Source organism: Exiguobacterium sp. R-17 (assembly GCF_049913315.1).
GTDB lineage: Bacteria > Bacillota > Bacilli > Exiguobacteriales > Exiguobacteriaceae > Exiguobacterium_A.
This window is the reverse complement of sequence record NZ_CP184372.1, coordinates 457367-472722: the sequence shown is the minus strand read 5'-3', so window position 1 is coordinate 472722 and position 15356 is coordinate 457367. Positions and strand designations below refer to the sequence as shown.

The window sequence follows — 15356 nt, the reverse complement described above, 5'->3', positions numbered from 1 at the left end:
TCTCTTTTTTTCTAGCTTATCACGCATCTGGTGGATGCGGATATGGTTCTTCCGTAAACGCTAAAAGGAGTCGATTCGTTTCAGCCGAGTCGACTCCTTTTTCTAGCATCTGCTTTATCCGTTTACGACTAGTTCACCGTCTGCTACATCGATCGCAATCTGGGAACCATCTTGAATCGCCCCACTAATCAAAGCTCGGGCAAGCTTCGTCTCAATCGTCCGTTGCATATAACGGTTGATTGGACGCGCACCGTATTGCGGTTCGAATGCTTCTTCAAAGATCAGCGTCTTCGCAGCATCCGTGACATTAATCGTAATGCCGCGTCCAGACAAGCGAGAAGTCATCTTCTCGACCGCTTTGTCGATGATTCGTTCGATCTCTGTCCGGTGGAGTGGATGGAACAAAATCGTATCATCAATCCGGTTTAAAAATTCCGGTCGGAAGTGACGCTTCAGTTCTTGGCGAACGGCTTCTTCTTCCGCCACATCGATGACACCATCTTTTGCTGCTTCAAGCAAGATGGGCGCACCGATGTTTGATGTCATGATGACGATCGTGTTCTTGAAGTCGACGACACGTCCTTGCGCATCTGTTAACCGACCATCGTCGAGCAACTGAAGCAAGATATTGAAGACATCTCCGTGCGCTTTTTCGATCTCATCGAATAGAAGAACCGAATACGGGCTCCGTCGGACGGCTTCCGTCAATTGACCGCCTTCTTCATAACCAACGTATCCTGGAGGCGCACCGACGAGACGGGAGACATTGTGTTTTTCCATATACTCCGACATATCGATGCGGACGATATGATCTTCACTATCAAACATCGCTGCCGCCAAGGCTTTTGCAAGTTCTGTCTTCCCGACTCCTGTCGGACCGAGGAACAAGAACGAGCCGATCGGACGATTCGGATTCTTGATACCTGCTCGCGCTCGAATGACAGCATCCGCGACGAGACGAACCGCTTCGTCTTGACCGAAGACACGCTCATGAAGCGTATCCTCGAGATAGAGTAGCTTTTCCCGTTCGCCCTGCGCGAGCCGCGTCACTGGAATGCCGGTCCATTTCGAGACGATGTCGGAGATCTCTTCTTCCGTCACCGCTTCCCGAACCAGTTCGTGGGAGACGTGTTCAGATGATTCTTCCGCGACTTTCAGACGCGCTTCAAGGTCTGGAATTTGACCGTACTTGATTTCTGATGCCCGGTTTAAGTCATAGCGCCCCTCGGCTTCTTGTAACGCCAGTTTCGCTTTCTCAAGATCCGCGCGTAACTGTTGGACACTTTGCGAACTTTCTTTTTCCCGTTCCCATCTTGTCCGAAGCGCACTCTCATCTTCTCGGGCAGAACTGAGTTCTTGCTGTAAGACGGCAAGCCGTTTCCGGGATGCTTCATCCGTCTCTTTCTTTAATGCTGCTTCCTCGATCTCGAGCTGCATGACCCGACGGACGAGGGAATCGAGTTCAGCCGGCATCGACTCCATATCCGTCCGAATCATCGCACATGCTTCATCGACGAGATCAATCGCTTTATCCGGCATGAACCGATCTGTAATATACCGATCGGATAACATCGCCGCCGCGACGAGTGCATTGTCATGAATTCGCACACCATGGTGAATCTCGAACCGTTCCTTTAATCCACGCAGAATAGAGATCGTATCCTCGACATCCGGTTCCGCGACGAGGACTTGTTGGAAGCGACGTTCGAGCGCTGGATCCTTTTCGATATACTTTCGGTACTCGTCAAGCGTCGTCGCACCGATACAGTGCAATTCTCCTCGCGCAAGCATTGGCTTGAGCATATTTCCAGCATCCATTGCGCCGTCCGTCTTCCCGGCACCAACGATCGTATGCAGCTCATCGATGAATAAGAGAATCTGTCCTTCGGCCTCCTTGACTTCATTCAAGACTGCCTGCAGGCGCTCTTCGAACTCACCACGGTATTTTGCACCAGCGACGAGTGCACTCATGTCTAAACTGAACAACTGCTTGTTCTTCAGACTTTCCGGTACATCTCCTCGGACGATCCGTTGCGCGAGCCCTTCAACGATTGCCGTTTTCCCGACACCAGGTTCTCCGATTAAAACGGGATTATTTTTAGTCTTCCGACTTAAAATCCGGATGACACGTCGAATTTCGTCGTCACGACCGATGACCGGATCCGTTTTCCCCGACCGGAAGTCCGCTACGAGATCGCGTCCATACTTTTTCAGCACATCAAACGTCTCTTCGGGATTTTTCGTCGTGACCTTCCGATTGCCTCGCATACTGACGATCGCTTCCCGAAGTGTCTCTTCCGTAATGCCTTGACGACGTAAATACTGAGCTGCTGGACTTGATTGTTTGATCAGGGCTAATAATAAGTGTTCGACGGAGACGTAGTCATCCTGCATGAGTCGCGCTTCCGTCTCCGCTTCCGTCAACACGTTCAGCAACGAGCCCCCAATCCGTGGCGTCGTCGCCTGGGACAAAGCCGGAAGCTTACCAATCGCTTCGTCAATCGATGCATTCAATGTCTCAATCCGTTGATTCAACTTTTCAAAAATGACCCGTGCAATTCCCTCTTCTTGAGCAAGTAAGGCAAGTAACAAATGCCACTCTGTGATTTCACTATGACGACGTTGTTTCGCAATCGCTTGGGCAGAGACGATTCCCTCATGTGCCCGATCCGTTAAACGTTCAAAATCCATCCTTGATCACTCCTTCACTGCAAGTTGACGTTCCCACTCTTCATAAAAGGCGCGGTCCATCTCAGGTAACTTGACTTCGAGTTGGACGAGTAATGCCCCACGATGACCATTCGCTTGACTCAGACCACGATTTGGAATCCGAAGTCGTGCTCCTGGTTTTGTGCCCGGTTTGACTTTCAGTTTAATTCGTTTTCCTTCAAGTGTATCTGCGACGACTTCTCCTCCAAGTACAAGTGTCGTCGGATGAACGCGGACGGTCGAGATGACGTCTTGGTCGACCCGTCGGAACTGATCGTCATCCTTCAGGTGAATCGTCACGTAAACATCTCCCGCGACACCTTGTCGGTTACGCATCGAACTTTTTCCACGTAAGCGGACTTTTTTGCCGTCATAGACATCTTTCGGTAGCGTCAACTGAATCGAACCGGTCGCAAGACGCACCGTGACTTTTTCATTCGTACTGAGATGACTGAGTGGAACCGTCAATTCAAGCTCTTCATCGGTCGACACTTCTTCCTGACTAAAGAACGAACCGAACATGTCTTCAAATCCGAACGATTGTCCAGGTCGTGTCCGTCCACCACCTCCGAACTGTCGGAACAGATCTTCATAATCTCCAGCGCCCCCAGCTCCAGCACCTGCCATCCGGTCGAAGTTACTGCCGTATCGATCGTACTGGGCTCGTTTCTCCTCATCCCCAAGCACATCGAAGGCTTCTTGGATATCCTTGAAGCGCTGGTCCGCACTCGCCTCCTTGTTGACGTCTGGGTGATATTGCTTCGCCAGTTTGCGGTACGCGCGCTTAATATCTTGATTCGATGCATCCTTTGCGACACCGAGTGTTTGATAATAGTCTTTTGCCATTCGAGTTCACTTCCTTTTCCTATACTTCATTACCTTAATTATAAAAGTCACATCTTAATTGGTCAAATATAGTCAAACTTTTTTCTGACATTCTGTTCTCTTTTCACTTTACGTCCTTGCGACAAACAAGTTTCACCGGCTGAACCATGTTATACTGATAGCCAAACAGGAAATGAACGATGGGAGGATCTACAGATGGACGGTAAAACACGTAAAAATATCACACCTGGTCTTAAAGTCAGTATCGTGTTGAAACAAGATCAACGAACAGGTAAACGAACAGAAGGAATCGTTAAAGACCTTCTCACGAAATCACCGCAGCATCCGCACGGGATCAAAGTGCGCTTAGAAGACGGACAAGTTGGTCGTGTTCAAGAAATTTTAAGTTAAGAAGACAACAATCGCTCGCCCTGATTCCTTTTCGGAGTCAAGACGAGCGATTTTTTCATGCTTCAGCAGTTTGTTCTAAATACCGCCACGTTGCTTCGACTAAAATACGCGCTGCGTCAAGCATCGCTGGCTCTTTAAAATCAAACTGGGGATGATGATGCGGTGGATAGGAAGCGTCCCCGGCTCCTGTAAAGAAGAATGCACCGGGTACGTGTTGCAGATAATACGCGAAGTCCTCGCCGCCCATTGTCGGTTCGATTTCAAATACATGCTTGTCTCCTAAGATTTCTCGTGCGACGGATTCGATCAATACGGTGGGTACCGCATGGTTGACGACAGCTGGATACCCTTTTTCGTATGTAAATTGATACGTCGCTCCGACCGCCTGACAGATTCCTTTGATCGTCTGCTCCATCCGCTCAATGATTTCGTCCGCTGTCGCTTCATTAAACGTTCGGACCGTTCCTGTTAATGTCGCTTGATCTGCGATGACATTAAACGTATTCCCCGCATGCAACGTTCCGATGGTCACGACTGCCGGCTCTAGCGGATTAAGTTGACGACTGACGATCGATTGTAATTCCTTGACGATCGTTGCCCCGAGTAAGACAGCATCAATCGTCTCGTGTGGCTTCGCACCGTGTCCGCCTTTTCCATATAAGATCAGCTCGAACTTATCAGCCGCTGCCATGATCGGACCGGTTCGAATACCGACGTGTCCTTGATCGATCGTTGACCAAAGATGCGTTCCGAAGATGACATCGACCCCTTCAAGACAACCGTCGGCAATCATATCTCGCGCACCACCCGGGACGACTTCCTCCGCATGTTGATGAATTAAGACGACATTCCCCGGTAACGATTCCCGCTGTTGCATGAGCGTCTTTGCGACGGCAAGCAACGTCGCCGTATGACCGTCATGACCGCACGCATGCATCACGCCCGGAACTGTCGATCGATACGCGACCTCTTTTCCGTCAGCAATCGGTAAAGCATCGAAGTCGGCACGTAACGCGACGGTCTTCCCCGGTTTTCCTCCACGAATGTACCCGACGACACCACGTCCACCCACTCCTGTCTTGACTTCGATTCCGAGCGTTTTTAAATGTTGCGCGATATAACGCGGTGTCTCGACTTCTTGAAACGATAACTCCGGGTGCTGATGGAGATAACGACGACGCTCCACCATTTCCGGATACAACGCGTCTAGTCCGGCAGTTCGTTCTGACATGTATGTATCCCCCTTATTTTTTTTGATGCAGTGTCTTAACGCTCTCCCGCGTAAATTGGAGACGTTCGAGTGTATCTTCATAGTGTCCCGCAGCATAGGACAAGAATAAGACGTCAATCGCAAACAGTTGAGCCAGTCGTGAACTGAGTGCCGCGCTACGAAGCGGTGCTTCCGGTGCGCGCGAAGTCCAAAGCGCAATATCTGCTAGTTGGCTGATCCGATTGTCCCCAAAACGCGTCAGACTAATAACCTTTAACCCTTGGATTTTCGCCAAGCGAATCAACTCGACGACTTCTTCTGTCTCACCACTGTAGGAAATCGCAAAAAAGACATCTTCTGGGCGTGCATTCGCTAAAATCGTCGCAAGTAGATGCTGATCCGTTTCTTGAATCGCTAGTTTCCCGACACGCGTCCATTTTTGAGCAGCGTCTTCCGCTACGACATGTGACGCCCCGATTCCGTAAAAATAGATTGCACGTGCTTGGTCGATAACGTCGATTGCTTCTGCAATCCAATCATCATTTAACTGCTTCGCTGTATCCTGCAACGCTTGAATACTGTTACTAAGCGTTTTTTCAATCAAGTCGACCGGACGTTCATCCTTTTCGATATCATGATATCCTTTTAAATCCGTGCGTGCCGTATCAGCCGAAATCCGCATCCGCAGCTCTGGATATCCCTTTAATCCGAGTGCACGGCAAAAGCGAACGACTGCAGCAGCACTTGTATCCGACTCCTCTGCGAGTTGGTGGATCGTCATGCGCGCAATTTGGTTCATATGCGTCAAGACGTAGTCTGCGACTTTTCGTGAGGACGATGGTAGTTCTTCTCGAACTGCTCCGATTTGTGAATAGATACCGCCATTCATCTAGATCTCTCCTTTATCATCTTCTTTAAAAGAACTGGCGATTCATCGCGCCGTCCCCGTTTATAGAACTGTTCTTCTTCCATTATGCTCTCTTCTACTGACTTTCGTAAATCTAAAAAATGGGAAAGTGAAACAAAATATCATTCTTCTTCCATACCCTTCCTTTCATACTCATATACTTCTATCTTCAAGCGTTCGTCATACAAAAAAGCGACATTCCGCTAAATAAGGAATGTCGCTTTATAAAGTAAATGGAGAAATCAACGAATCTTGACGATTGGTTTTTTTGTATCCGGATCGAGGAATAGCATCGCTTCCGTATCACCGTTCAAGTTCGTCACAGTGATCGTCGTCGGAATGTTTCGATTATATTCCCAGCGATTCTCAAGCAGGTACGTCACGTACTGAACGAATGCGACGAGTTCTGCTTTTCCGTAAAATTGAACGGGAATCTTCATTTCAAGCTTTTTAAGTTCATCTTCTTGATAGAAGCCTTCCCCCATCATACCGGTGTAGTTCGGGAAGTAGTCTTCTAGACGGTCTTTGAATAAATCAAATTTCGCCGCATCATCACGAACATCATTCGTTGCACGTGCTGACGGGTAGTAGTAATAGCGTTCATTGTAGTTCTTCCAATCATTCGCGCTGATTTGATTCCCGCGACCGATGAATGCAGACGAGAGATAATGACCGGAAACCGGTGAACCTTCTTTTTCCTGGAGGTAGAGGGCGACGTGAATCGGTGTCGTCTTCATACCCTGCGTCTTACGCATTTTCTTGACTAAATTGTTTGCCATCCGCTTCCCTTCAGCAACGACTTTCTTTTCATCAAGTTTAACGGTATAGGTCGGTCCATAGTTTTCATCTTGGAAAACATACTCACTATTTAAGACGAGAGCGATTGATGTACCACCGAGTTCAAGCTTCTTATCTTCTTCAAGCATGTAGTCTTGCTCTAAGATATGCGATAGAATCATAGGTGACTTTTGATTTTTTTCTTTATATGACTTACCTGACGTGTAGGCTGGGTTTAAACCTTCAGGATCGCTGACGCCATCGCCTGCTTTCCCTTTTCGTAACAACCATTTTGCGATTTGGTCGGCTTCGAGTAACTGACCTTCTTGGTAATAGTATTTTTCCGGATCAAAAAATTGTGTCGAATGACGCATCAATCCTGTTTCGATTTCATCGAGTTCAAGACGCGAACTGACACGCTTTTGTGTCATTCCACGTGCGACGCTTGGACGAAACGGTAAGACCGTCCGGTAATACGAATCCGTCGTATCAATGGCTGGACTGACGACGGCTTGGACTTCCTTACCTTGTTCACTTTCAGTAATGACTTCTTTTGTATCGCTACTTGGCGAAAGGTCGAACGAACAAGCACCCAAAAATAACGTGCTCGATAACGTCAACGCTACTGCTTTTTTATAGTTCATCTCTATTTGCACCCCATGTTTTCAAATCGTTCTCTTTATCATAACAGAATCGTTTTCCATCGGGGAAGGACAAGTTTTCCCCTGTTTTTCAAAAAAGATGATGCGCCCTCACGCATCCGAAAGGACTTTTTATCATGACACGCCGTAAATTCATCGGTCTGCTTTTTTTGTTAGCAGGCATCGCACTCATCGTTTGGCCCTTCATCAGTGATTATCAGCGCGAACAAGAAGCTGAACATTTAAAGAAACAATGGACCAACAGTCTAAAAATCGTCGATGCAAAAGAAACCAAACAACCACTTGCAAAATCAGGTGTCGGATTACTCTCGATACCAAGCATTGATTTTGAACAAGTCATCTTAGAGGGGTCGACGACAGCGGTCCTCGACCGTAGTATCGGTCATATTCCGAAAACCGGATCGCCTGGAAAAGGCAATTATGCACTCGCCGGACATCGAAGCTTCACGGAAGGTCTTCACTTCAATCGTCTGCCTGACGTCAAGAAAGGCGATACCGTTATCGTCACGACGAAAACACATCGGTATACGTACCGGATCACGTCAAGTCGTCTCGTCACACCGACGACGTTGTCCGTCCTCGATCAATCCGTCGTCTCCCCGACGATTACGTTGATCACTTGCGATCCACCGGAAACGGCAACGAATCGTCTCATCAAACAAGGTACCTTAATTCGAAGCGAGACGATTGCTTCGTGACAATTGGATCAATACGAATAAAGGAAGGCGGAATCCCGCCTTCCTTTGAAACTGAAGATGGTGTGCAATTTTTCTCTAACGAGAAGGATTGCGCTTTTTTGTTCGTCTCGAATCGTTTTCCTGGGACAAGCATCGCGCCGCTTCGCTTCGCTGCAGGGTCGCTCTTGCTTGTTTTTCCCTAGGAAGCGATGTCGAGGGAACAAAACGCTTCTCTGATACTTCTTCCCGATATAAAAAGAATGACGCATTACACGCCACTCCTACAGGAAAAAGCGCAATTTTGCGCTGTCAGAGACAAACAAGACCCGTTTTCCTGCTCGAATGAAGCAGGAAAACTGGCTTGTGTCTCGCCTGAGGAAAGGGCGTGAAAAGACGCGTCATTTTTTGGAGTCAGCCTTTTTGTCTATAGTCTGAAAGGAAGACGGAATTCCGCCTTCCTTTTTATTTGATCGTTCTCATTCATTCTGCTCACGCTTCATGTTTAGCTAGTTCTTCTAACAGACGCGCTTCATCCCAAATTTCGATGCCGAGCGATTCTGCTTTCGTCAGCTTAGAACCTGCCTTTTCCCCTGCGACGAGCACGTCTGTCTTTTTACTGACGCTTCCCGTCACATCGGCACCAAGTGCTTCAAGACGCTTCCCTGCCTCTGACCGTTTTAGGCTTTCGAGTGTTCCCGTCAAGACGATCGTTTTTCCACCGAGCGGTGCATTCGTCTGATCAACTCGTTCACCAAGGAACTGTTGATTAACACCGAGTTGTTCCAAATCACGAATCAATGCTTGTGCTTCTGGGTGCTCGAAGTACTTTACGATGGAGTCCGCGATTTTCCCACCGATACCATCGATCGCGACGATCTCCTCGTAGCTAGCTGCCGCAATCCCTGCTAACGAATCAAAACGTTCCGCTAAGAGATACGCCGCTTTTTGACCGACGAGTCGAATTCCGAGACCAAACAAGAGACGTTCGACTGAGTTCTGCTTCGAGGCTTCGATCGCCGCAAGTAATTTATCGACGGACGTCTCACCCATTCGGTCGAACGTCAACAACTCGTCGCGATCGAGTCGATATAAATCGGCAATCGTCCGGATTGCTTCATGGTCATACAATTGACGGACGACTTTTTCACCGAGACCATCGATGTTCATCGCTTGACGCGAAACGAAGTGAATGATACCTTCCATCAATTGCGCTGGACATTCCGGACTGACACAGCGGATGTCGACTTCGCCTTCGAGACGGACGAGTTCCGATTGACAGGCCGGACAATGGGTCGGGAAGACGATTGGTGTCTCTTCTCCCGTTCGCTCTGCCGTGACGACTTGTACGACTGCCGGGATGACATCTCCCGCTTTTTTGATGATGACCGAATCCTGAAGGCGGATATCTTTTTCGGCGATGAAATCAGCGTTATGCAGTGTTGCATACGTCACCGTCGATCCTGCAACGACGACCGGTGCAAAACGGGCACGCGGCGTCACTTTCCCGGTCCGACCGACACTGAAATCAACGTCTTCGACTGTCGTCATGACTTCTTCCGCCGCAAACTTATAGGCTGTCGCGAAGCGGGGACTTTTTGCTGTGAAGCCGAGCTCTTCCTGATCATCGTATCGATCGACTTTCAGGACGATTCCGTCGATCTCATACGGCAGGCTCGCACGTGCTTCTGTCCAATGTGCGATGTAGGCAAGAATCTCTTCGACCGTCTCACACGTCTGCATATGTTGATTGGTCGGTAAGCCAAGTGAAGCGAGTTGCGCCATCGCTTCGCTATGTGAACGAGCCGTCAACGTATTGACGCCGACGCCATACACGAACAACGACAGATTACGCGACGCCGTGATCGACGAATCCAGCTGACGCAGACTACCTGCTGCCGCGTTACGTGGATTCGCGAACAACGTCTCTTCCCGGCTTGCCCGGTCTTCATTCAATCGTTCGAACGATTGTTTCGGCATATAGGCTTCTCCGCGGACTTCGACCGTCTCTTCTGCCTGCAAACGAAGCGGTAAGGCTTTGATTGTCCGTAGATTCTGCGTGATGTTTTCGCCGACTGTTCCATCACCGCGTGTCGCTCCACGAACGAATCGACCGTCTTCGTATTTCAGCGAGATGGCAAGTCCATCGAATTTCAGTTCGGCGACATACGTCGTCGAACGTCCGAGCGACCGCTCAATCCGAGCGACCCATTCGCGAATTTCTGTCTCATCAAAGACGTTTCCGAGCGACAGCATCGGTAAGTCATGCGTCACCTTCTCGAACGCTTCAAGCGGTGCTGCGCCGACGCGTTGCGTTGGCGAGTCTGGCGTGATCAGTTCCGGATGCGCTGTTTCTAGCTCCGTCAGTTCACGAAGCATTTGATCGTACGTCGCATCTGGTACTGTCGGTTGATCCAGTACATAATATTCGTAGCTATATCGGTTCAATGTTTGACGAATCTCATCTATACGCTGGCTTGCATCCATCTGTGGACCTCCCGTCATACCTTTTTAATCGGTGCGAATTTTGCGAGCAATCGTTTAATTCCGACTGCTGGGAATGCGATATCGATTTCAAGATTATCTCCTTCACCCCGAGTCTGGACGACTGTACCGAGTCCCCATTTCCCATGCTCTGCCTTATCTCCGACCGACCAACCGAGCGTTTCCGCACCTGACGTCTTCATCGCTGTCGGTTTACTGATTGAACGACCGATGACCGCTTTGCCTTGTGGGACAGGGCGATCTTCCCATGGGAGTGGCTTCGCTTTTTTACCGGTCCGCTCGATGACGACTTCCGGCAGCTCCGCTAGGAACCTTGATTCTTGGTTTGCGTTCGTTCGTCCGTACAGGGAGCGCATCCGCGCATGTGACAAGTAAAGACGTTTCTCAGCACGTGTGATCCCGACATACGCGAGGCGACGTTCTTCTTCCATCTCGTCTTCATCTTGAAGCGAACGGCTATGCGGGAACAGACCTTCCTCCATCCCAATCAAGAAAACGACTGGAAACTCGAGTCCTTTTGCCGAGTGGAGTGTCATCAACGTGACTTGTTCTTCCGGATCCGTCTCGTCGAGTGAATCGACATCGGCGACGAGTGTCAAGTCAGTCAAGAAGGCGATGATCGTCCGGTCTTCCGGATCGGCTTTTGCCGTCTCCTTCTCAAAGTTCTGTGCAACGGTGATAAACTCGTTGATGTTCTCAAGACGACTCTGTGCTTCAAGCGTCTTATCTTCCTTCAGCACTTGACGATAGCCCGATTTCTCAAGCACTTCTTCGACCAGTTCCGAAATACTGATGAATTCTTGCATTTGACTGAGTCCGAGAATCATCGTCCGGAAATCCGTCAATTTCGCTGCCGTTTTTGGTGCGATACTCGACAATTCGATATCGCGAATCGCTTCCATCAGTGACACGCCTTGTAAATCGGCGAAATCACGCAGCTTATTAATTGTCGTCGCGCCGATACCGCGTTTTGGTTCATTGACGATTCGCGCGAAGGACAGGTCTTCGTCCGGATTCGAAATTAAACGGAGATAAGCGAGCACGTCTTTGATCTCTTTACGATCGTAGAACTTCGTGCCGCCAATCATTTTGTACGGAACGTTCGATTTGAGAAGTGTTTCCTCGATCGCACGCGATTGTGCATTCGTCCGGTATAAAATCGCGATATCACTCAGTTTCATCCCGTAGCGAAGTGAATTCCGAATTTCCTGGACGATATAAAATGCTTCTTCCCGCTCGTTCTCTGCCGTATGAACGATCAGCTTCTCGCCTTCGTCGTTATCCGTCCAAAGTTTCTTATCTTTACGTGTTGAGTTGTTTTGGATGACATGGTTGGCCGCTTCCAAAATTCGTTTCGAGGAACGGTAGTTTTGCTCGAGTAGAATGACGGCTGCATTCGGATAATCCTCTTCGAACGAGAGGATGTTCGCAATGTCAGCGCCACGCCAGCGGTAAATCGACTGATCCGAGTCCCCAACGACACAGAGATTCTGATGTCCCGAAGCTAACAGATTGACGAGATCATACTGGGCTTTGTTCGTATCTTGATACTCATCAACATGGATGTAGCGGAACTTCTTCTGATAGTACGCAAGGACATCCGGACTCTTCTTGAATAACTCTGTCGTTTTTCCGATTAAATCATCAAAGTCGAGCGCGTTGTTCCGGCGTAGGACCGCTTCGTATCCTTTATAGATTTCAGCAACGGTCTTCTCATACGGACTCGTCACGATCGAGGCGTAGAATTCAGCACTGCGTAATTCATTTTTCTGTGACGAGATGATCGTCAGCATCGATCGCGGATCCCATTTTTTCGGGTCCAAGTTTTGTTCCTTTAAGACGAGCTTGATCGCCGATTGCTGATCACTTGAATCAAGAATCGTGAAGTTGCGATCGTATCCAAGCTGATCGATGTCGCGACGTAACATCCGGACACACATCGAATGGAAGGTCGAGACCCAAATATCGTTTGCGACACCACCAACCAAACGACCAATCCGGTCCCGCATTTCCCGCGCTGCCTTGTTCGTGAACGTAATCGCAAGGATGTTCCACGGCGCGACTTGTTTAGCCGCCATCAAATATGCGACCCGGTGTGTCAGGACGCGTGTCTTCCCGGAACCGGCTCCTGCCATGATCAGCAGTGGACCTTCCGTATGCTTGACTGCTCTTGCTTGCTCAGGGTTTAGTCCACTGACGAGCTGTTCACTCAAATTAAACATATCAATAGCCTCATTTCTTATATTCCGAACTTTTGTTCCTATATTTTATCGTGTCGCTGCGACGGTCGCAAGCGCTGCTTTTAAATCCTCATAAATGACGTTCCCAACGACGATCGTATCCGCATACTGCAGCATCTCACGCGCCCGCTCCTCGGAGTCGATGCCGCCGCCGTAAAACAGGCGTGCCTGTTTCAACACATCGCGAACGGCTGCTACTCGTTCTGGTTCCCCGTAAACGCCACTGTATTCGAGATAGACGACCGGTAAGCGGAAGACGCTATCCGCAAGTTGTGCGTAAGCGACGGTTTCATCCAACGTTAACGGCTTTGCTTGTGTCACACGCGCGACCTTCGCATCAGGATTCAGGACGATATACCCTTCCCCGACAAGATCAGCGTGCGCCAGCATATGACCGACTTGTTCTAATGCCTCGACCTGTTTTTCGACGACATATTCTAATGTTCCCGCATTCAGGACCGTCGGCGTCAAATACGTATCGAATCCCATCGTTGCGGCTTCGAGTTCTGAAATCTCAAGTGCCACCGCGACTGGATATCGTCGCAAACGCATTAAGAGATCAAGCGTTGCATCGAGTGTGATGTCATCTGTTCCACCGACAAGAATCGCATCCGTTCCGGACGTCGCAATCGCCTGTAGGCTAGCATCATCAATTGGTTTTGCTGGATCTAGTTTAAAGACATGTCGCCATTCATTAAAAGGTAATAACACGGTTCGTCCCATCCTCTCTTTCTCATTCCACATTCAGTATAAAACAAAAAACCATCTCGCGCAGAGCGAGATGGTCAGACGTGTGTCCGTCGTTTCGTCAACAGTGACGCCAGTAACAACGCGAAGACGGCATATACCGGCACGAACGCCCACGGTTCTGCCAAAAAGAAGCCGAGTACCGGAACGTCCAGTAACGGTGAATCTGGCGAACAGAGCGCTCGCCCATTGACGAGCGCCAAAAACGGTAAGACAGGCACAGCAAAGATATACGCGAAGTTGATCCAAAAGGCACGTTTCATCCAAGAGCCTCCTTATCCGATAATGACGGATTCCTTCGGATAGTTATAGTTACGTTTCGGTTGGTTCGCTTTCAACAGAAGAACGAACGAGATGACACCGATTCGACCAATGAACATCAGCACAGACAACGTCCATTTTCCGATATCCGATAATTGATCCGTGATGCCGAGTGATAGACCGGTCGTACCGAACGCTGAACACGCTTCAAAGAACAGCACCAGGAACGGCGCGTCCTCAACGATCAACAAGACGATCAATCCAACCATCGTCACGCCAGTCGAGACGACGATGACGACAAAGGCCTTCCAAATATCCGATTGACCAATCTCACGACCGAAGATTTTGATACCATATTCCCCTCGTATGAAGGCGATGACACTCAAGACAGCGACGGCGAACGTCGTCGTTCGAATCCCCCCACCAACGGAAGACGGTGACGCTCCAATGAACATTAAGAGCGACAAGACAAAAATCGAGGCTTGTGAGAAGGACGTGATATCGATCGTCGTCAATCCACCGTTACGAGTCGTAACGGATTGGAACAAGGCGTCGACGAGCTTCTCATCGATTGGTAAGCCTTTAAAGGATTGGTTCCATTCGAATAGTAGTAGTGCTACCATTCCAAAGAGAACGAGAATGAAGAACGTCGACGCCGTCAATTTCGTGAACAGTGAAAAATGATACGGTTGACGTGTCGCCTGACGTGTCGCCCGGTAGGAAATATAACGTCGGACTTCAACGAGTACCGGAAAACCGATCGCGCCGAGCGTCAAAAGCAGAATTTGCATGAAGACGACGAACAAATCCCCGCGAAACGGCAGTAACGATTCTCCCGTGATATCAAAACCGGCGTTCGTCGTCGCACTGACCGATCCGAACAACCCTTGAAGCATCGCTTCTCCGAGCGTCGGAAAATACTTTGTGTAGTACAGCCCGAGAATCAATGCTCCGATCAATTCAATCGAAACGATGATCAAGATGACTTCCCGAATGTATTTGACGACACCTTGCATCGTCGTCTGGTTCTGATCTCGGACGACGAGCTGACGCTCCCGGAAGCCAATTCGTTTTCCGAGGATGACCCACATCGCGATATGAAGCGACATCAAGCCGATCCCGCTGACTTGTACTAAAATCATGATCATGAAGTACCCGAACGTCGTAAAGGTATCCGAAACCGAGACCGTTGTCAGACCGGTGACACTAACACAACTGACCGCCATGAAGACCAGGTCCGTGAAGTCCCAGTCGTAATTTCCTTTCGTCGACCACGGTAAGCCGAGCAGAATGATCCCAATGATGACAGCAACGAAGTAGATGATGACGAGCGACTGGATAGGCGTCAGCTTACGAATGAAATGTTGAATTCTTTGTTGTAACGCAAAATCCAATGTAACACGCCCCCCTTCATAGAAGTAGCGGATA

12 protein-coding genes are annotated in these 15356 nt (G+C 49.2%); 2 read left to right on the top strand and 10 right to left on the bottom strand.

The genetic code is table 11. From position 1 onward, the window contains the following. Positions 1-114: 114 nt before the first annotated feature. Together clpB and ACN9MT_RS02505 are read right to left on the bottom strand one after the other, a co-directional pair. Positions 115-2691 (bottom strand): ATP-dependent chaperone ClpB, encoded by a 2577-nt coding sequence (clpB, locus tag ACN9MT_RS02510; protein ID WP_426272720.1) that lies wholly within the window; start codon positions 2689-2691, stop codon positions 115-117. Positions 2692-2697: 6 nt separating this feature from the next. Continuing rightward, positions 2698-3555, bottom strand: a complete 858-nt coding sequence (locus tag ACN9MT_RS02505) for a DnaJ C-terminal domain-containing protein (protein ID WP_035412324.1) — start codon at positions 3553-3555, stop codon at positions 2698-2700. A gap of 195 nt (positions 3556-3750) precedes the next feature. On the opposite strand from ACN9MT_RS02505, the gene ACN9MT_RS02500 reads away from it, so the two are divergent. Beyond that, entirely contained in the window at positions 3751-3945 is a 195-nt protein-coding gene (locus tag ACN9MT_RS02500) for a YwbE family protein (protein ID WP_290754208.1), read from the top strand. Between the two features lie 55 nt (positions 3946-4000). Here ACN9MT_RS02500 and ACN9MT_RS02495 read toward each other — a convergent pair whose 3' ends face one another. From ACN9MT_RS02495 to ACN9MT_RS02485, 3 genes are all read right to left on the bottom strand, one after another. Then, positions 4001-5176: a M20 metallopeptidase family protein gene (locus tag ACN9MT_RS02495; protein ID WP_426272718.1), complete on the bottom strand. Its 1176-nt coding sequence runs from the start codon at positions 5174-5176 to the stop codon at positions 4001-4003. A gap of 13 nt (positions 5177-5189) precedes the next feature. Further along, the gene (locus ACN9MT_RS02490; protein WP_329470048.1) at positions 5190-6044 is read right to left on the bottom strand and encodes a MurR/RpiR family transcriptional regulator; all 855 of its coding nucleotides are present in this window, start codon (positions 6042-6044) and stop codon (positions 5190-5192) included. Positions 6045-6304: 260 nt separating this feature from the next. Next, positions 6305-7483, bottom strand: a complete 1179-nt coding sequence (locus tag ACN9MT_RS02485; RefSeq protein WP_035412315.1) for a CamS family sex pheromone protein — start codon at positions 7481-7483, stop codon at positions 6305-6307. 134 nt (positions 7484-7617) lie between these two features. On the opposite strand from ACN9MT_RS02485, the gene ACN9MT_RS02480 reads away from it, so the two are divergent. After that, positions 7618-8199, top strand: coding sequence for a class D sortase (locus ACN9MT_RS02480; protein WP_290784089.1), 582 nt, complete (start codon positions 7618-7620; stop codon positions 8197-8199). 468 nt (positions 8200-8667) lie between these two features. On the opposite strand, the gene ligA is transcribed toward ACN9MT_RS02480, so the two are convergent. From ligA to ACN9MT_RS02455, 5 genes are all read right to left on the bottom strand, one after another. Next, the gene (gene ligA, locus ACN9MT_RS02475; RefSeq protein ID WP_426272717.1) at positions 8668-10662 is read right to left on the bottom strand and encodes an NAD-dependent DNA ligase LigA; all 1995 of its coding nucleotides are present in this window, start codon (positions 10660-10662) and stop codon (positions 8668-8670) included. 14 nt (positions 10663-10676) lie between these two features. Further along, positions 10677-12902, bottom strand: a complete 2226-nt coding sequence (pcrA, locus tag ACN9MT_RS02470; RefSeq protein ID WP_426272716.1) for a DNA helicase PcrA — start codon at positions 12900-12902, stop codon at positions 10677-10679. A 45-nt stretch (positions 12903-12947) separates the two neighbouring features. Then, positions 12948-13643 (bottom strand): heptaprenylglyceryl phosphate synthase, encoded by a 696-nt coding sequence (locus ACN9MT_RS02465; RefSeq protein WP_023467081.1) that lies wholly within the window; start codon positions 13641-13643, stop codon positions 12948-12950. 62 nt (positions 13644-13705) lie between these two features. Then, a complete protein-coding gene (locus ACN9MT_RS02460) occupies positions 13706-13930 on the bottom strand; it encodes a hypothetical protein (protein WP_035398958.1) in 225 nt (74 codons plus the stop codon). Positions 13931-13942: 12 nt separating this feature from the next. Then, complete coding sequence (locus tag ACN9MT_RS02455; protein WP_056063401.1) at positions 13943-15322, bottom strand: TrkH family potassium uptake protein; 1380 nt, start codon at positions 15320-15322, stop codon at positions 13943-13945. Positions 15323-15356 lie beyond the last annotated feature (34 nt).